Consider the following 19,725-nt stretch of genomic DNA (forward strand, 5'->3'; position numbering starts at 1 on the left):
ACACAAGATAGTATAATATCAAATGTCTTGTATGTTTGTAAAGGTTTTTTTCTTAACAGGTAAAAAAAGTGTTGAAATACATGGCTTCAGCCTGTATTTACGCCTCGTTTCGACCTAAAATAAACCTTACATGAACGGGAATTTGAATCCCTTTTTCTTCCCTTTTTGCATGTTTGTAACCTGTTTCATCATCTTTTTCATTTCTTCAAATTGCTTTAGTAAACGGTTCACTTCTTGAATAGATCTGCCGCTTCCTTTGGCAATCCGTTTTTTGCGGGATGCATTCATGGTTTCTGGATGTTCCTTTTCCTGCGTTGTCATTGAACGGATGATAGCTTCAACATGACCGATCTGTTTCTCATCGATTTGAAGGTTATCCATCCCTTTCATTTTGTTCGCACCAGGAATCATTTTCAAAATGTCATCAAGCGGTCCCATATTACGCACCTGACCAAGTTGCTCAAGGAAATCATCAAAGGTAAAAGTAGCGGTACGCATCTTTTTCTCTAATTCTTTCGCTTTTTCTTCATCTACATTGGCCTGTGCTTTTTCGATAAGGGTTAATACATCACCCATACCGAGGATTCTTGAAGCCATCCGTTCTGGATGGAATGCTTCAAGTGCATCCAATTTTTCACCCATACCGACGAATTTAATCGGCGTGTTGGTAACTGAACGAATCGAAAGTGCCGCACCACCACGTGTATCCCCATCAAGTTTCGTTAATACGACCCCAGTCAGGCCAAGCTGCTCATTAAAGCTTTGGGCCACATTGACAGCATCCTGCCCGGTCATCGCATCAACAACGAGGAAGATTTCATCCGGTTTGGTCAATTCTTTGATATCTTTCAGTTCGCCCATCAGGTTTTCATCAACATGAAGACGACCTGCGGTATCAATCAACACATAATCATGATGTTCTTCCTTCGCTTTTTCGATCGCCTGTTTGGCAATTTCAACAGGACTGACCTGATCCCCAAGGGAAAAAACAGGCATGCTTAATTGTTTGCCAAGTGTTTCAAGCTGCTTAATCGCCGCCGGACGGTAAATATCAGCCGCAACGAGCAATGGCGTGCGGTTGTATTTTTTTCTAAGAAGATTGGCAAGCTTTCCGGTGGTTGTCGTTTTACCTGCCCCTTGAAGCCCTACCATCATAATGACAGTCGGTGGTTTCGAGGCAACGGCTATCTTGCTCTGTTCGCCGCCCATCAGCTCCGTCAATTCTTCCTTAACTACTTTAATTACCTGTTGACCGGGGGTTAAGCTTTTTAGCACTTCCTGGCCTACCGAACGTTCACTTACACGCTTTACAAATTCCTTCACGACTTTAAAGTTAACGTCCGCTTCAAGTAGGGCCAATCGAACTTCACGCATCATTTCTTTAACGTCTGCTTCGTTGACCTTCCCTTTTCCGCGGATCTTTTGCATCGTGCTCTGCAGTCGGTCGGCCAATCCTTCAAATGCCATATTGCCGCCTCCTAATCCAACTTCTCAAGCGTTGTGATTGCGTCAAGCAGCTTCTCTTTTGAAAAGGATTCCTTTTCTATGAGTTCCTTCATATTCGCAATCCACTGGTTACGCTCTTGAAATTTTTGAAATAACAATAGCTTTGCTTCGTATTCCTCAAGCATTGCTTCTGTTCTTTTTATATTATCATAGACTGCCTGTCTACTCACTTCGTATTCATCGGCAATCTCCCCAAGAGAGTAATCATCCAGATAGTAGAGGGACATATAGCTCTGCTGCTTCTCTGTTAACAACGATTGGTAAAAGTCATACAAATAGTTAATCCGCGTTGTCTTTTCAAGCATCTTAGCAAGCCTCCCTGCTGTTAAGTGAAAACCCTTTACAAGTTTATATTGTATAGCGTTGCCTATTTGATGTCAAGCTAAACTCCTTACCACTTGTTTGGAAAGCATTATTTTTTTCGTTTTCTCGCTTCCAGAAGGCGTTTCATCTGGCTCTCTCGTTCTGATTCGGTTAATTTCTTTTCAGGTTGGTTCTGTTTCCTGCGTTCTGTCACTGGTCTTACAGATTGATTATTAGACTCTGATTTCAGGTTTGCCTTCCCTGTTATACGTGTTTTATGTGTCGCTTCTTGCACAGTTTTCAGTTTCTTGACTGTTTCAGCCGATTTTAATGATCTACTTCCTGTCTTTTTAGGAATTCCTGCAAATAGGTGCATAACTCTATGCAAGCCAAAACGCCGTATTGTAATTTCTACAAATAAAAGTAGGAACGCCGTTAATAGAAGCCAATGGCTAATGCTTTGCTTTTGTCTGGATGTGGTCTGTAAATCACGGAATGCCTGAGCCTCCGTTTTCAACTCCTGGCCACCCGAAACAGCCAACAATTCCTTGATAAGCGACTTGTTTAGACCTTGCTGCAGGTACTCTTCTGAATAGGGCACAGTGAAACCTGTTTGATACAGGTTCGTACCACCCTCATTGTTTTCCTGTTTTACACTGATATAATACATACCAGACTGCTTCGGAATAATAATTTCATATTTCCCGGGAGCGACGAGTTTTGTATTCGCATCAACTATTTGTCCATTTTCCGAAACCACATTTGCAGATAAAGGCAAGTTGTTTTGTGAGGCTGATTCTAGCATAATCACGGTTTCTTCACCACTATTTTCCTGTGTAAGAGTATATGGCTCACTTTCGAATTTAGGAAGCGTGATTGTGACCAATTGATTGAGGAAAGAGCCCCACTTACCCCAAGCAGGCCAATCGCCAGACCATTTGCCACTTAGATCCGAAGTGAAGGCCACCGTTGTCCCCATTCCATATTGCCATTGAGCGAGGACTGGATCTTCTTTTTCACTGACCAACGGCAGGAAAGCACGCTGTTTCGTCGTTGTCGCGATGTATGCATTCATCTTAGGTACTCCATCATTAAACAAGCCATTCCATTCAGGAGTATCCTGTATGGATGGATAAAACGGATTGTCCTCGATATATGAACGGCTTGCCATCACCGTTTCACGTGATAAAATGCTCGGAATTAAGGAGGCATCCGTGACATCGTAAAAACGCCCCGTTCCGAAATCGGCCAAGTCCTCGAGCAAGTTCTTATCGGCATCGCTGCCAATGGACACCGTTGAAAGTGTTATGTTCTTTTCCTTCCCGTCTTCGATTAATGCTTCATAATCGCTAGAAGTATTTGACTGACCGTCCGTCAACAAAATAATATGCTTACGCTGTAACTTTTCATCCATTAACTTGTTATACGCCATCTCAAGAGAACTGTAGATTTCCGTACCACCTCCTGGAGCAAGCGAACGGATTTTCCCCATGGCTTCTTCCTTATCCGTGAGTGGACCGGCTTCGATAATTTCCCAAGGGCGGTCATCAAAGGCAATGAACCCGAAGGTATCTTTCTCACGTAAAAGCTCTACGGACCGGGCCGCGGCTTCTTTTGCTAATGAAAGCTTGTTGCCAACCATACTGCCTGACCTGTCGAGAACAATCATTAATCCGAGCGAAGGCATTTCTTTTTTTCCTTTGATATCCATGTCCACTGGTAGCAGATGCTCAATTGGAGTCTTGAAATACCCTCCAAGTCCGAAACTATTTTCTCCTCCAGTCATCACGAACCCATTGCCGAATTCCTTGACGGATTGTTCGATTAATTTCATCTGATTTTCCGTGACAGAGGTTGCGGAAACATTGTTAAACACAATCGATTGATACTGTAAAAAGCCAGATAATGTAGTCGGCAACTTTTCTGGTACGGTCGTCTCAACAATCAGTCCGCTTCCTTTCAGAATTTTTTCAATCCGACCGGTCCCTTCTGCCTCGACAATCAGAATTTTTGGCGTCCCTTTTACTTTCGTAATCGCCTGTAGCTGATTATTTTCCGTAAAGGTGTCCTTTTCGGCAATGATTTCAGCTTTGTATACCTGTAAACCTGTATCATCTACAGTATGGTTAAATGTGTATAAATTGGACCCTTCCTTTACATCCACGTTTTTTTTGATAATTTCCTGATCGTTCAGTGAAATACGAACGGTCGCTTTTTTTGCTGAATTACTATCCACTTCTAAAGAGAGCTCCGTTTTTTCTCCTTGATATAAGGAAGGAGGTATCGTTAAATTCCTGAGAGCAATGTCCTCGCCAGCCTCCTCAATTAAAGGGATCACATCGAGTTCGATGTTTTTGTTCTTTAGTAATTTTGCCCCTTCCACGGCATTGCCGGAAGTTTCATTGCCATCCGAAAAAAGCACAATCCTGCCGCTTGAGTGACTCGGAATAAGCGATGAGGCAAACTGAATTCCAGACTCTAAACGGCTTGCATCTTCATCAACTTTGCCACTATATTGAGTAGTGGATGAATGTTTTGTCGTCATTGCCTGCTCGGCAACAGCACTGTCACCAAATGCAGCCACCGCAAACGAGTCATCTTTATCCATTTCCTCCGTGCTTTTCTCAATCCAGGCAAGCGTTTTAGCTTCCGAATCTTTGACACTTGCAGAACGATCGACTAAAAAAACGACCGTAGATCCCTTGAGAGGCAGTAATATTTGCGGAACTGTAAGAGCTAAGATGATGAGTAAAAAGATCAAGGACCGCAGTACCGCAACCACCGTCGTTTCCTTTCGCTTAGCCTGATGTCGGGATTTAAGGAGATAAAAATAAATAAGTCCTGCACAGGGAATGAGTAATAGAAAAATCAGAGGATAGGTAAACTCAACGCCCACGACGATACACCTCCCATTCGAACATCAACAGTAGAAGGGCCGCACATGCTAGCCAATACCATAAAAAATTCTGTTTATTATCGGATACCACTTTCATTTCGGTCGATTTTGAATTTATACTGAATGAAGGAGCAGAGATGATTTCTTTTTCACGTTCGTCAAGCAACACGGAAAAATAAAACACCTGATCTCCTGATACTGCTTCGTATGTACCAGGCATACTTGGAGTCTTAAAACCTTCTTTCTGTAAGTCTACGGAATAGAGATTATTTCCAGACTCAGAGAAAATAGCTAGTTTTTGTGTATCCTTCCCAAGGTTCAACCACTTTTCTTCACCAGGCTGGTAGTACCCCAGAAAATTCGTTTGCTGTGTCAGCCATTGAAATGAGTTATATAAAAAGATTGGAAAACCCGGCTGCAACGGCCAATCACTATCAGCAACAGAAAAGTTCAAGGCAATGATTGGTTGGCCTTGATATGTTCCTTTTTGAATGAGTGGAAGGTCGCCGCTTACGAGTACATTTGTCCATTGTTTATTGATAGGAGGGGATGTTGATTCAATATAAATTTTCTCTGTTTGAACATACTCCATCAAGGGATCATCCGTTCCTAACAGCTTTTCTGTTAATTTTTGTTTTCCTTTTTTAGCCTCGTTCACAAATAGCAGCGGATATGAACCAAGTTCTTCTAGTTCCATCCCTTGAGCAATCACAACCCCATCCTTTCTAACTTTTTCTTTATCTTCAAGTTGGATGACGTCAAGCCCTATTGTTTCAAGAGCATTAATGAGAAAAGCATTCACATTTCCGACTGCATAAACCTTTTCATAAATCGCCGATTGAATAGCCGTCATTTCGTTGTCAGCGGAATAATTATCATTCGCATTGATGGAAGCCGTGTAATAAGGCTTTTCTTTGAGTACTGGAATATCGACCGTTTTCTCACTATTGGCTTTAACAGACAGTTTTTTGATAAAAAGAACTTCTTTTCCATTCGTAACTTGGAATTCTAGGGTTTTATCCTTCTTGGTTTGATTTTCAACGACAGCCACTCCGGTAATGCCTTCTTTGCGGTTGGCCGTACCAAATGAAAGTAATGACAGATTGTCATTTTGACTACTAAAATTATGTACATCAATCGGTATATTTTCAGATAGCCCGCTAAGGTCATCTTTCACAACCCTATCAGAAAAAAGATGGATGACCGTTTCTTTTCCGTTGGAAAGTGAGTCCGCTAATTTCAGTGCTTTATCAATATTTTCATGATCATACGTTAACTCTAATGCTGCTGTTTGTTTTTTCAGTACAGCGTGGTTAGTCTCATGATTAGCACGGATGATGGGCTTTTGACCAGCTTCTATGATAGTCACTTCTTGATTATCTACTTCTTTAAGCATCTCCATCAATTCTTGTTTAGCCTTTTCAAAACGGGTAAGTTCCCCATCTTTTGCACTCATTGTAGCGGATGTGTCGATTATAAGGATAAGGTGATCGCCCGGAATTCCTTTTTGAAACCAAAAGGGACGGACTAACGAAAACATAAGGAGAAGAAGCACAAGAATCTGTAGCCAGAATAAAAGGTTATGCTGCAATTTATGAAGCCATGGGGAAGCTTGCCATTCATTCAGGACCTGCTCCCATAATAAATTGGATGAAATCGTTGTCGTTTCATATTGCTTCCGGAAAAAATAGAACAAAATCACGGCAGCGATAAAGATTATTAATAGAAAAAAGAGCGGATTAGAAATATGCATAATATCTTCACCTCAATTCATTAGCCCATGGCGTGGAAAGTCTTGAAATAAAATCGTCTGTATATCAGTTTTAGCACTGATAAGAATGTAATGGCAGCCAAAACTTCGGCATACCCCTTCAAGCTTTTGGTTATGTTTGTTAAGACGAGTCTGATAGTTTCCAATGAGCGAAGGATGGATGCTTACGTTGACTGCTGTATCCATTTCACTGTCGACCAGTTTTAAGTCTCCGTTAAAAGCAGGATTTAGTTCCTCTTTTCCCAACAATTGAATGAACCAGATTTCTTGTTTTGCAGAACGCATTTTCCTCAAGGTCGCCTCCACTTTATCAAGGGGCTCAAGACCGTCGGAAATAATGATTGACAGCTGATGATTCTTCAACATTACCTTGCCCAACTGATCATAAAAATGACCACTTTTCTCGGTATCTTCTAAACCAGCAATCTCCCGAAAAACGCCTTTTCGGTGAACCGCTCCCTTTCGGCGAATCGGATGGGCAGTCTTGGACGCAACTGGAATAAAGGCCAGCCGGTCCTCACCAGCAAGGACGACAAAACTTAACGAAGCTGCAAGCTGGCGTGCCAGCTCCCATTTATCCGGGAGAGCACGCATCGACGAGGTCACATCCAAATATATAGCTACCGACAACTCTTGTTCATCGAGGAACCGTTTAATATAATGCTTTTGTGTTCGTCCATAGACATTCCAATCAATTTGCCTAACGTCATCTCCTGGTTGATAGGCCCGGAAATCGGAAAATTCAAGGGAGGTGCCAAACGCACTCGATTTCCTTGAGCCTTTATGCATCCCACGTCTCCGTGTTTTCACAAGTAATCTTTTTTTCTGCAATCTTTCTAAAAAAGCATAAGAACCCATCACACTGAAAGTCCTTTACCTAATTTGTAAGCCGATTCAACGACTTCAGCAATGATGGAATCGGCCAGCACCCCGCTTGCTTCCGCTTCAAAGTTGAGTAAAAGTCGATGCCTTAATACAGGATAAGCCGTTTGCTTTAAGTCTCCAGCAGAAACATGATAGCGTCCTGCAAACAGAGCTCTTGCCTTTGCCATTTTTATTAAGCTTTGCAGTCCACGGGGGCCACTTCCAAATTGCACATACTTTTGGACTACTTCCGGAGATTCCTCTGTATTTGGATGAGTACTGGCAATAATGGAAACCGCATAATCTAGCATTTCATCTGAGACAAGTACCTCTTTTACGAGTTTCTGCAAAAATATGACATCCTCAATTGAAGCTGCTTTTTCAATCCTTATGGTTTCTTTGCCAGTCGTTCTAAGAACAATCTGCTTCAATTCCTCCTTTGATGGGTAACTGACATGAATTTTGCAGATAAACCGGTCCATCTGTGCTTCAGGAAGTGGATATGTCCCCTCCATATCAATCGGATTCTGGGTCGCAAGCACAAAGAACGGCTGTTCAAGCTGTTTCGTTTCTCCCATCACGGTCACAGTTTTCTCACCCATTGCCTCAAGTAGCGAGCTTTGGGTCTTTGGTGTCGCCCGGTTGATTTCATCAGCAAGGACGATATGCGAAAATAGCGGCCCCTCATGGAAAATAAATTGTTGCTTCCCGTCTTCATCAGGCTGTAACAACATCGTTCCCGTAATATCGGATGGCATTAGATCCGGTGTGAATTGAATCCTGGAAAACTCTAAATCCATGCATTCTGATATCGTCCGAACAAGCATCGTTTTTCCGAGTCCCGGTAGCCCTTCAAGCAGCACATGGCCGCCGGCAAAAATACTCCATAAAACTTGCTCGGTCACTTCCTCCTGTCCAACGATGAAACGGGAAATCTCCTGCTTGACCTTATCAATCAGCACTGCTGCTTCATTAAATTGCTGTTCTTTCTCGTTCATTTTCCCACTACCTTTCCGGATCAAGCTTGTTAAAATAATTTTTGACAAGATTATTTAAATCTGACGGCAGTCTGAGCCTCTCAGTACTTTGGCGATAAGAATTCTCATACTGCTGATAGACCTCTTCATAATTTCGAAGATTCCCCTTTAATACAGGGCCATCTGCCTCCTCTTCCTCGCCACTTCCCTCACCAAGCTGGCCGTTATCGGTTTCTGTATTCTGTTTCCCATCAGTCATTTCGGGAATTGTCAGCATTTCCCTCGTTCCTTGACCCTTTCCGCCTTTAGTGCCTCCTTTCCCGCCACCGCCATTACCGCCTTGTCCTGATTGTTGGCCTTGTCCGACGCCTTGTTGCCCTCCTTGACCCCCTTGTTGTCCTTGTCCGCCTTGACCCTGTTGATTTGGAGCCGAGTTACCTGACTGTAAATTAGGCTGCCCGTTTGGAGAAGCTGAAGTTGAGGGCTGACCTAATGGTTGGTTGGCAGCCTTGCTCCCCTGTGCTCCCTTGTTATTAGTAAAGGCTAGTTGAGAAGAAGGCATTCCATTTTGACTCAGTTGATTCTGAAGTTGCGTTCCCGCTTGGTGGACCGCTTGGTTGGCCTCAGCTAGCTGCTTTACAAGCTCAGCTGACTTCATTGCTTCCTCCAACTGTTTGATTAGTGCCTCTAATTCTTCTTCGCTTAATGGATTCTCCTGCTCTGTCAAACTCTCGAGTGCCTGTTTTTGCTCATCAGGAAGCTCATCCCACTTTTCATTCAACTTTTGCAGTTCCTTTTCAACCTTAGACATATCTTTTTGTGCAAGTGCCTTTGCAAGCTCGGAAAATCCTGATTTTTTCGTCTGTTCCTGCCATTCTTCAAGGAGTTTTTGCTTTTCTTTTTGCTTCACCTCTTTTAATTGCAGCTCACTTGATTGTTTAGCGAGGGCCTCAAGCGCCTTTTCGCCATCTTTCTCAAGGGCCATTTTTTTCTTTACCTCTTTCAATGCCTTTTCAACTGCCGGTTCTTTAGAATCGTTCGCTTTTTTTTCAAGCTCTTTTTTCACTTCTTCAACAATCTTCACTTCTTTTTCCAACTTCTGTGCTTCTTTCATTTCCTTGTTTGGATAAAAAATGAACAGAAGCACACATACCGCTAAGCACAATGCTGACGTCAACCATTTAGGATAGAACCACCTTTTCTTCCGGCTTAGTACTTTCTCTTGATGGATTTTCATATGACGGATTGCATCTCGAAGTTGCAGCGTTTCAAGTTCACCAGCGTTTCCTAAAAAAGCAAACCCTGTTACGACTCTGTCATCCGGAACAAATTTATTAAACAACAAAGCTGCCATCTTTTTGTCTGGTTTCCGTTTTACGACTCTATATAGAAAAAATGCTAACAGACATATTAAACCTATGAAAAAGTAACGTAAAATAAACGGAATTACCATTATGCGAGCTATAAACAACAGCAAAAATGACCATACAGCCACAGCAAGGAGCAGAAGCTGCCCCTCTTTCAGCAACAACTGTATTAAAAGTTGCTGTTTAATTGGCTTTAGAAGTTTGAGAAACTGACTTTCATCACTTATTTTTTCCTTTTTCATCGTCTAGCCTTCATACCGACCCGAAGTTTCTTTACGCTAAGTAAAACGGCGCCGATTAACAGTAAGGTATAGCAGATCAAATGTGCAGCCCATAGGGGGAAATCAATGCCCGCTAACTTCTGGATTTCCTCGGAGTAAGTAGGTTCGATGAAACCGATCATGACAATTGGTGTATTAAGCATAGCCGCTATATAAGGCAGAGGGTTTGTTGTAGGTGTAACAGAATTCCCCTGCAATCCTAAAGCCATGCTGGAGAAAAGCAAAGTCAATAGGGCTGTTCCCCCGACTAAAAACAATGTGACCCCATAAGTGGTTACCATCGCGGCTATTGTTTTACGTACGAGTGTAGAGAAAAGTACGCCTATGCTGCCATACACGATGACAGTAAAAACATTGAACCCTAATACCATTAAAAGTTGTGCGGGTGAAATTCCGCCAAATAAAAACACGATGCTATATAGCGGCAAACTAGCAACCACTAACAATAACAAATAGGAAATGGATGAAATTAACTTTCCAAAAATAATACCCGCGGAGCTTTGCGACGTCGTCAATAGAATATTCAAGGTCTGTCGCTCTCGCTCACTGGAAATGACCCCAGCTGTCAGCCCTGGTGTAATGAAAAGAATCAAAGCTAACTGAACTACCGCTAAAAATATGAACATCGACCGGCTTGAATCAGGATCAATATGCCCCCCTATATTGGATAGCGATTGGATAAAGATCATGCCAATGACGATAGCTCCAATAGCAAGAACATAAAATAAAACACCTAAAAAACTTTTGAAAGAGCGAAACCGCAGTTTAAATTCTTTATTTAAGACAGGATTCATCAGCCAGCTTTTCATGACAGTTCGACCCCTTTCGTAATTTCCATAAATACGTCCTCAAGATCCGTCTCAATTTCAGCAAATGAGACAATGGGCAAATCCTGTAACATGCAAGACTTCAACAGTTTTTGTTGGGCAAATGCATCTCCTTTGAATAAAAACTGAATCGTTTCCCCATCAAGATGGACGCTGATTTGACTAATGTCAGGATTGTCTTCAAAAAAAGCAATGGAACGCTCAACATCCTGATGTACTTTTACGATAAGACTCTTTTCGCCTTGAAGTTTATGCTGAATTTCTGCAACAGTTCCTTGCGCTTTCAATTTCCCTTGATCGATAATGCCAAGTACATCACACATCTCAGCAAGCTCCGGTAAAATATGTGATGAAATCAAAATCGTTTTCCCCATATTCTTTAACTCTTTTAATATCTCACGCATTTCCACCCGAGCACGTGGATCAAGGCCCGACGCCGGTTCATCAAGAATAAGCACCTCCGGGTCATGGATCAGGCTCCGTGCCAAACATAGTCGCTGCTTCATTCCACGCGAAAGCAAGTCAACATAAGACTCACGTTTATCGGATAAATTAACTAGTTCAAGTAACTGAGGAATCAGTTTACTCCGTTCCGACAGGGGAATTCCATAGCTAGCACCATAAAAGTCCAAATACTCCTCAGCTTTCAATTGATCGTACACCCCAAAGAAATCAGGCATATAACCGATTTGGCTGCGCACTTGTTTTGGCTCCTTCGAAATATTGTAGCCATTAATATAGGCGGTACCTGACGTTGGAGCAAGAAGGGTAGCCAAGATGGAAAAGGTCGTTGACTTTCCGGCACCATTTTGTCCGACGAATCCAAACACGGTTCCTTTGTCAATTTGCAGGTCCAGGTGATCCAATGCGGTGAAATTGCCATACTTCTTCGTTAACTGTAAAATCTCTATCATTTCGTCACTTCTCCCTTTACATTGATTTCCGGCACCCTTAAACTTGAATCGTCTTCCCTTTCTTTAATTATCTTAATTTGAATATCTCCTTCTTTTGAAATATAAGAAGAGATCTCTTCTTGTCCTTCAATCGAAATAGACCGTTCTTCAGCAGGTATAGGTTCATATTTTTCAGTTGAAAAGTTATAGAGTTCATATTGAATTTTTTGTTTACTGAACTTAATCGACAATTGCTTCGCTTTAAACGAATGATCTTTCATGATTAAAGGAACTTGACTGATATATTCATATTCACCTATTTCAAACCAATGTTCTCCGATTCCTGCTTCTTCATCATAAGAACCGCGGATGACATCCACCCAGCTTTTGAACATTTCTTTCGACAGGGTTACATCACCAGAAAAAATTGTTTCTGGTTCGAAAGTTTGAAAAATAAGATTATCTATATTCTTTTTTGGCTTTTTCGATACTTTAATATCGACTATTGAATCACTGGTCACCCCAGCAATGACAGGGTCGGTACCGGCATTTACCCCGCTAAAGAAAAAAGTTTCCGTTACATAAAGCAATTGATCTCTTCGGATTTTATCGAGGTCTATTTTTTGTCCTGCGTTCCAGTTATTCATCGGTCCTGATGTCACAGCATAAGGCTCAATCAAGAAGTCTCCCTTCAACTTTTCTTTAACCGTTAACGTTTCCCCTTTTTTTAACTTACCAAGATTAATTCTTTCTTGGCCTGACATGATTAGCAATTCTTTAAAGTCATATGGTGTTTCATTATGAATCGTTCCGGTCAAGGTTTTATTTTCAACTGTCAAATCAGTCTTGAATTGACCAACATTCCCTTTATAAACTTTTCCAAGTAATGACCGAGTTGACCAATATTCAACGTTTGGAAAGATAAGTTCTGTATCTACCGCTTTTTCCTCAAGGATTGGTGACCGTTTAATGTTTCCTCCTAAGCTTTCCTGCGTCATTGGCAAAGCTGTCATCTCATTTTTCGGGAAAGACAGTGCATAATCCCCACCTTTATTGGAGAGGAGGACATCAGATTGAAGCCCGACAAGTTGACCATCTTTAGAATGATAGATTCCGAGTTGATTCAGTTGCGGCTGAGCAAGACGGTCTTTCGCCCCGACAGTAAAAGTCAAGACTGACGTGATGCAGGCAATCAAAGGAATAATCCACCATGCATGCTCTCTTTTGTCGATTTTTTTCAAAACTACATATAAAATAGGTACAATAATTACGATATAAGCACACAGTAGAAAAAATAATTGTCCGATCGATAAGGTAGTATCATCAAAATAGCTATTGGGCTCATTCAATTCCCATTGCGCCTGCTCCAAGAAATTTTCCGTTGAAGAAAATGAGTTTATGTCTGCCTGATTTAAAATCTTTTCAAGCCAGGTACCATACCCTTTCCATGAAGCTAGCGGCTGGTCTCCAAGTGAAAAGCCTGTTTGAACAATTACCCCGTTGCCGTACTGTTTTTTCACAACTGCCGGAAATTCACCGCTTTTTGTGAGAATTTCCGCTCCCTTCTCTACATCACCTATAAAGCCAGGTATATAGCTAAAGGAAGGCCTATCCTTTTCCTTTTTGGCAAAAAGAGCAGTTTCAAGCTTAACCTCTTTATCCATTTTCATCGGTAGAAGATCATAAATGGATCCATATTGCTGTGCTCCATTTGGTGATGCTCCAGCAATTAAAATACCCCCGGATTTGATCCAGCCTTTTAACGCTTCTTGCTGCGCTGCATCCAAAGCAGCAATTCCATATTCGTCAATAATCAAATAACTTAACATTTCAAGGCCCATAGAACGACTTGGTAGTTCTTCCTTTGTCAGTTCAATCATCGTGGAGTCTGTTGATGGCAAAACCCTTAATTCAGTCAACCGGTCGTACTTTTGACTTAATACACCAATTATGTCCTGACTTTCATCATAATATTTCGGTGTTAATATCTTTGGACCTGAATAGTCTACTTCTTTACCATTCTGCCAATCTCCCTCATAGAGATAAATCGACTTATTCAATACGTTTCCATTGTAATTATCATCTGTGTAGCCCGGAAGTGAAATCGAATAGGTTTTCGAACTTCCCTTTGGCAACTCTACTTTTAGGGCCTGTGCCCCACCGTACTCATAAGTGGATTGAAATTGAAACATAAGCGTACCGCTAAAGGCCTCTCCCTTATTTTCAATTTGCACTTTCATTGGCATTGCCATTGAACGCTTTATGTATCCATCAAAACCTTGTTCAATCGATATTTTAATCTTCGGGTCAGCTGCTTCTGCCTGTGGCGCCAACATATGTAAAAATATGCTAAAAAGTAATAAACAAGCAGCTATTCCCTGTATTTTTCTGAACAACCTGACTCCCCCTTTTCTTTAATTAAATAGACGACCAAATACTGAAAAAGTATACAGTATTTAGGAAAAAAGTAAAGCGAATTTCAAAAAGTAATGGAGATGCGCAAAAAAATTGACAAAAAAATCCGGAAGAGAAAATCCCTTCCGGACTACCAAAAAATATTAAGTTTCTTCTTTATCAATGATATCAGCAAAGAGGCCGTATACATATTTCTCAGCATCGAATTCCTGAAGATCGTCCATTTTTTCACCAAGCCCGACAAATTTAACGGGAATAGATAGCTCGTTGCGGATTGCCAAGACAATTCCACCTTTCGCTGTGCCATCAAGCTTCGTTAAGACTATTCCAGAAACATTGGTCGCTTCCTTGAACGTCTTCGCTTGAATAAGCGCATTTTGTCCTGTTGTTGCATCAAGAGCAAGTAACACTTCATGTGGTGCACCAGGTATTTCACGTTCAATTACACGTTTCACCTTTTCCAATTCCTTCATTAAATTCACTTTATTTTGCAAACGTCCAGCTGTATCACAAATCAGGATATCCGCCTTACGTGCCTTAGCAGCCTGAATGGCATCGAACATAACCGCGGCAGGATCAGAACCTTCTCCTTGCTTGATTACACTGACACCAACACGTTCTCCCCATACCTCGAGCTGTTCAATCGCTCCGGCACGGAATGTATCACCAGCTGCTAATACAACCGATTTACCTTCTGCCTTAAACTTATGAGCAAGTTTACCAATTGTCGTTGTTTTACCTACCCCATTCACTCCGACAAACAGAATGACAGTTAAACCATCTTCTTGTATGTTCAGGCTTGATGTCTCTTCCTCATCACCTTGATAGATTTCAACAAGTTTTTCGGAAATAACAGATTGCACTTCTCTCGTATCAGAGATATTGCGGAGTTTCACTTCCATTTTTAATTGATCGATTAATTCCATTACCGTATCGAAGCCTACGTCAGCCTGGATAAGGATTTCCTCAAGTTCTTCAAAAAAGTCTTCATCCACTTTCCGGTAACGGGCAACGAGTTCATTAACCCGTCCAGTAAAGGAATTCCTCGTCTTAGTTAAACCTTGCTTAAATTTTTCGCCAATGGATACTTCTACTTCTTTTTCTTCCTGGGTCGTAAATTTTTCTTTTAGCTTCTTGAAAAAACTCATTGTCCCACTTCCTCTAATTCATGAATTTATACTTCTACAAAGTTCTCTGATTCTTCCATGCGGACGGAAACGAGTTTGGAGACACCTGACTCCTGCATCGTAATGCCATAGAGGACATCTGCCTCCTCCATCGTACCTTTACGATGAGTAATCACGATAAACTGTGTTTCCCTACTGAATTTCTTTAAAAATTGGCTGAAACGTACTACGTTCGCCTCATCAAGAGCTGCCTCGACTTCATCAAGGATACAGAAAGGCACTGGTCGAACTTTTAAAATGGAGAATAAAAGTGCAATCGCGGTCAACGCTCGTTCTCCACCGGATAAGAGACTTAAATTCTGCAATTTTTTCCCCGGTGGCTGAGCAATGATATCTACTCCCGTATTAAGTAAATCATCTTGATTTGTCAGCTTCAACTCAGCTCTACCCCCGCCAAACAACGCTTTAAAGACTTGCTCAAACTCTTCACGAATCGCATAGAAGGTATCCGCAAAGCGGCGTTTCATTTCATCATCCATCTCATCGATAACTTGGAATAATGTATCTTTCGCCTGCTGAAGATCTTCCTTTTGGCTAAGAAGGAACTCATAGCGTTCGGCCACACGCGCGTATTCCTCAATAGCCCCTAAATTAACCGTCCCTAATTCCTCGATGGCAAGTTTGATGAGCTTCACCTTCTTTTGAGCTTCTTCTACAGGCATCACCAATGGATACTGTTCTTTAGCCCCTTCAAAGGATAGCGTATATTCCTCGCGTAAATGGTCTAGTCGATTTTCTAATTCCACATCAAGTCGGGTTAGTTTAACCTCTTCATCCTTAATCACTTCAACGATACCCTTATAAAGACGGCTTTCCTCTTTTAAGGATATTTCAAACGCTTCAACCTGCGATTGCATTTCGGCTTTTTCTTGTTTTTTCACAAAAATTTCTTCAATTGCTCTATTTTTATCAAGCAATTTCTGCTGTGCCATATCCTCAAGTGTTTCTTCTCCACTCGAACTGTCAGTCATTTCATTAGTCAAGAGTCCCAAATCATCCTTATTTTCAGCAAGTCTGCTTGTTTCTTTTTCAAGATCAGATTCAAGGCGCTCCATCTTTTCTTTTTGGTTTTGTAGCTGTCCACGTTTAGAGGCCAATGTAACTCTTAACTCATTTGTTTCTTCAGAAAGGCTCTCTTTTGAGGTTTGTTGAGATTGTTTTTGTTTCGTCATATCAGCAATTAATCGGTCAAGCTCTTCAATTTCAGTTTTACATGAATCCAAGAGCTCTTCCAATTCTTCCAGTCTAGCTGTTTTTTGCTGTTGCTCTTCTAAATATGAATTTTTATCCAAATCATAAAGATGCAGACGATCATTCACATTTCTTTCCTGCAGCTCCACTTCACGAAGTTCACCCTTTAGAGATTGTTCTTGTAAACGAAGGGTTTCACCTGCTTTTCTGGTTTGTTCAAGCGTTTGCTCTTGAACACCAACATCCACTTTAAACTGTTTGACCTGCTTTTCAAGCTGGTTCGTTTTCGATTCCATGGCGGCAAGTTTTTGGTGCAGTTCTTCCAATTCAGTTTTCCTTGAAAGCAGAGAGGTTGTTTTTTGCTTAAGCGCTCCACCTGTCATTGAACCACCTGGATTGACGACATCCCCTTCAAGCGTTACAAAGCGGAAACGGTGCTGCACCATTTTTGCCAGGTCATTAGCACCCTTTAAATCTGTCGTGATAATGACGGTGCCAAGTAGGTTTGCCGCGATTGCTGCATGTCTTTCATCATATTGGATTAATGAAGAACCAGTCCCGACAAAAGCAGCATGGTTTTTCAGCATCGATAATTGGTTCGGTGAAATCTCTCTTCCTTTTATGACTGATAAAGGCAAGAAAGTCGCTCGGCCGTACCGATTTTTCTTCAGGAAGGAGATGGCTTCACGTGCATGCTCTTCGCGCTCTACAACCACATGCTGCATCGCTCCACCCAGTGCCGTTTCAATGGCCGTTTCATATTCCTTTGGAACCTTAATTAATTCTGCAACTGCCCCTTCAATGCCTCGAAGGGTTTCTTTCGCTTTTAAAACTTCTTTAACACCTTGAAAAAAGCCTGCATAATCCTCTTCCATTTCTTCAAGCAGCTCTTTGCGTGATTTTGCTTGTTGAAGGAATTGATAGGCCTTATATAGTGTCGTTTCTTGTTTTTGATACGTATCTTTTGCTGCATTTAGTTTATTCTGCTGATTTCGGAAAAAAGAAACATGGTCTTCAAGCTGCTTGGTCACCTTTTCCATCAGCTGTGTATATTCCTTTTTTTTTGCGGTGATATCTGTTCTTTCCTTTAAAAACTTTTCGTTTTCCTGATCAAGCTTGGCATTTTTATGTTCCTGCTGTGTAAGCTGCTGAAGCAGGTATTGCTTTTCATTTTTTGCCGATGCTTGCTTGTTCAACCACTCGATGTAATCACTCTTTTTCACTTCGATCATGGCTTCGATATCGCTATTGAATAGGCCTAGGCTTTTTTGCTTTTCATGTAAAATTTCTTGTATGCCCTTTACTTCGGAGTTGAGTGCATTTAGAATTTCCGTTTCACTTTCCTTTTGTGAAGACAAACGCTCAACCGCTGCTTCGCCTTCTACGATCGCTTTTTCAAGCTGTGACTTATTTTGGGCAGCATTTTTTTTTCGTTCTTTCAATACTTCTTTACGGCCTTCAAGCTTTTCAAGCTCTTCACTTGCATTCAACAGTATTTCCTGAAGTCCATTAATTGATGTCTCAAGTGTGGCTAGATTGCCCCGGACATTTTTGAGATGCTCTTCCCGCTCATGAAGCTGGCCACCCATTTGTTGCTCCATCTCATTATGTTTTTCAAGCTCTTGGGACAAGCTTTCCCATTTTGCATAAAGTTCTTCTATTTCAAAAACGGTTAAAGCTACTTCTATTTGTTCAAGCTCCTCTTTCTTCTCCAAATATTCTTTGGCGAGGGAAGATTGAATTTTTAACGGTTCCACTTGGCCCTCTAATTCATGGAGAATATCATGGACCCGGTTTAAGTTATCCTGTGTTTCCGTTAGCTTCGATTCAGCTTTACGTTTTCTTGTTTTATATTTTAAGACGCCGGCTGCTTCTTCAAAGATAACACGTCTTTCTTCTGCCTTACTGCTTAGGATTTCTTCTACTTTCCCTTGGCTAATGATAGAAAATGCTTCGCGACCAAGACCAGAATCCATAAACAATTCAATGATATCTTTCAGTCGGCAACCTTGATTATTAATGAAAAATTCACTTTCACCCGATCGATACACCCGTCTTGTCACACTGACTTCATGAAAGTCAATCGGCAGGGTATTGGTCTCGTTATCAAGGGTCAAGGACACCTCTGCAAAATTTAACGCTTTTCTCGTGTCACTTCCTGAAAAGATGATATCTTCCATTTTTGCACCACGCAGCGATTTTGCAGACTGCTCTCCAAGTACCCATCGGACTGCGTCGGTCACATTACTTTTACCGCTTCCGTTTGGTCCAACCACTGCCGTGACACCAGGTACAAAATCAATCGAAATTTTATCTGCGAAAGATTTAAATCCTACAACGTCCAAGCGTTTGAGGAACATGACCTTTCCTCCTCTACTGTTCAACTATCTTGTTGAGCTTTTTTCTTTTAAAACGATCAATGCGTGCTCGGCAGCATGCTGCTCCGCTTCTTTTTTCGATTTTCCTACTCCAGAACCCAAATCTTCTCCATTCAAAGAGACAGTCGAAACAAATTCACGATTATGGGCCGGCCCTTTTTCATGCAAAATTTTATATTGCAGGACACCGATAGCATCTCTCTGTATGAGCTCTTGAAGCTGGCTCTTATAATCCATCACATGAGAAAAAGCACCCTCGTCTATCTTCGGAAATACAACATTTTTCAAAAACTGCACAACTGGCTCTAATCCTTGATCGAGGTACAAAGCCCCTATATAAGCTTCAAATACATCCGCAAGCATGGCAGGACGTTCTCTTCCGCCTGTCATTTCTTCCCCTTTTCCGAGTAATACATATTCCCCGTAAGAAAGACTATTGGCAAAGGCAACAAGTGATGGCTCACAGACAATGGCTGCCCTTAATTTTGTAAGCTCCCCTTCACTCATCATCGGATATTTTTGATACAAGTATTTAGATATAGTCAGTTCAAGTACAGCGTCTCCTAAGAATTCAAGCCTTTCGTTATCTTCATAAGGCTTACGGCGATGCTCATTCACATAAGATGAATGTGTAAAAGCTTGTTTCAATAAATTTTCATCTTGAAAATAGAAACCTAAACTTTCTTGTAACTGTTTAAATTTATTATCTTTGATTGATGGTTTACGATTATTTCCGTTCCTACGTATCACACAAAACCCTCCACAACGGTTCAAAAAAACATATTTTTCCAATATATAAAAAGAAACTTGGCAGGAATTCCTGTCAAGCCTTCCTATGTACCATCATACAGTATAATCCGCTTAATGAA

Annotated in this window: 13 protein-coding genes; all 13 read right to left on the minus strand. The window is 41.4% G+C overall.

Annotated features, from left to right (window positions below; translation table 11 throughout):
- Positions 1 to 126: 126 nt before the first annotated feature.
- Complete coding sequence (gene ffh, locus JFU50_RS01400; RefSeq protein ID WP_053345298.1) at positions 127 to 1,467, minus strand: signal recognition particle protein; 1,341 nt, start codon at positions 1,465 to 1,467, stop codon at positions 127 to 129.
- Between the two features lie 11 nt (positions 1,468 to 1,478).
- Complete coding sequence (locus tag JFU50_RS01405; RefSeq protein ID WP_056526708.1) at positions 1,479 to 1,811, minus strand: putative DNA-binding protein; 333 nt, start codon at positions 1,809 to 1,811, stop codon at positions 1,479 to 1,481.
- Positions 1,812 to 1,918: 107 nt separating this feature from the next.
- Positions 1,919 to 4,705, minus strand: a complete 2,787-nt coding sequence (locus JFU50_RS01410) for a VWA domain-containing protein (RefSeq protein WP_201221434.1) — start codon at positions 4,703 to 4,705, stop codon at positions 1,919 to 1,921.
- Positions 4,695 to 6,458, minus strand: a complete 1,764-nt coding sequence (locus JFU50_RS01415) for a vWA domain-containing protein (RefSeq protein ID WP_201221436.1) — start codon at positions 6,456 to 6,458, stop codon at positions 4,695 to 4,697. Before JFU50_RS01415 ends, JFU50_RS01410 begins: the two co-directional genes overlap by 11 nt.
- 12 nt (positions 6,459 to 6,470) lie before the next feature.
- Positions 6,471 to 7,307, minus strand: coding sequence for a DUF58 domain-containing protein (locus JFU50_RS01420; protein WP_242489015.1), 837 nt, complete (start codon positions 7,305 to 7,307; stop codon positions 6,471 to 6,473).
- Positions 7,308 to 7,333: 26 nt separating this feature from the next.
- Positions 7,334 to 8,338 (minus strand): AAA family ATPase, encoded by a 1,005-nt coding sequence (locus JFU50_RS01425; protein ID WP_201181464.1) that lies wholly within the window; start codon positions 8,336 to 8,338, stop codon positions 7,334 to 7,336.
- A gap of 7 nt (positions 8,339 to 8,345) precedes the next feature.
- Complete coding sequence (locus tag JFU50_RS01430; RefSeq protein WP_201221438.1) at positions 8,346 to 9,926, minus strand: hypothetical protein; 1,581 nt, start codon at positions 9,924 to 9,926, stop codon at positions 8,346 to 8,348.
- Entirely contained in the window at positions 9,923 to 10,774 is an 852-nt protein-coding gene (locus JFU50_RS01435; protein WP_201181466.1) for an ABC transporter permease, read from the minus strand. The genes JFU50_RS01430 and JFU50_RS01435 overlap by 4 nt, the downstream gene beginning before the upstream one ends.
- Positions 10,771 to 11,706 (minus strand): ABC transporter ATP-binding protein, encoded by a 936-nt coding sequence (locus tag JFU50_RS01440; protein WP_056526687.1) that lies wholly within the window; start codon positions 11,704 to 11,706, stop codon positions 10,771 to 10,773. The genes JFU50_RS01435 and JFU50_RS01440 overlap by 4 nt, the downstream gene beginning before the upstream one ends.
- On the minus strand, positions 11,703 to 14,081 hold the full coding sequence (locus tag JFU50_RS01445) for a hypothetical protein (protein WP_201221440.1): 2,379 nt from the start codon (positions 14,079 to 14,081) through the stop codon (positions 11,703 to 11,705). Before JFU50_RS01445 ends, JFU50_RS01440 begins: the two co-directional genes overlap by 4 nt.
- A gap of 162 nt (positions 14,082 to 14,243) precedes the next feature.
- Positions 14,244 to 15,248 (minus strand): signal recognition particle-docking protein FtsY, encoded by a 1,005-nt coding sequence (gene ftsY, locus JFU50_RS01450; protein WP_056526680.1) that lies wholly within the window; start codon positions 15,246 to 15,248, stop codon positions 14,244 to 14,246.
- Positions 15,249 to 15,274: 26 nt separating this feature from the next.
- Entirely contained in the window at positions 15,275 to 18,838 is a 3,564-nt protein-coding gene (smc, locus tag JFU50_RS01455; RefSeq protein ID WP_201221442.1) for a chromosome segregation protein SMC, read from the minus strand.
- Between the two features lie 24 nt (positions 18,839 to 18,862).
- Positions 18,863 to 19,603 carry a ribonuclease III gene (rnc, locus tag JFU50_RS01460; RefSeq protein ID WP_053348012.1) on the minus strand — a complete coding sequence of 247 codons (741 nt, stop codon included), beginning with the start codon at positions 19,601 to 19,603 and terminating at the stop codon, positions 18,863 to 18,865.
- Positions 19,604 to 19,725 lie beyond the last annotated feature (122 nt).

Source organism: Peribacillus sp. TH14, assembly GCF_016651145.1.
Taxonomy (GTDB): Bacteria; Bacillota; Bacilli; order Bacillales; family DSM-1321; genus Peribacillus; species Peribacillus butanolivorans.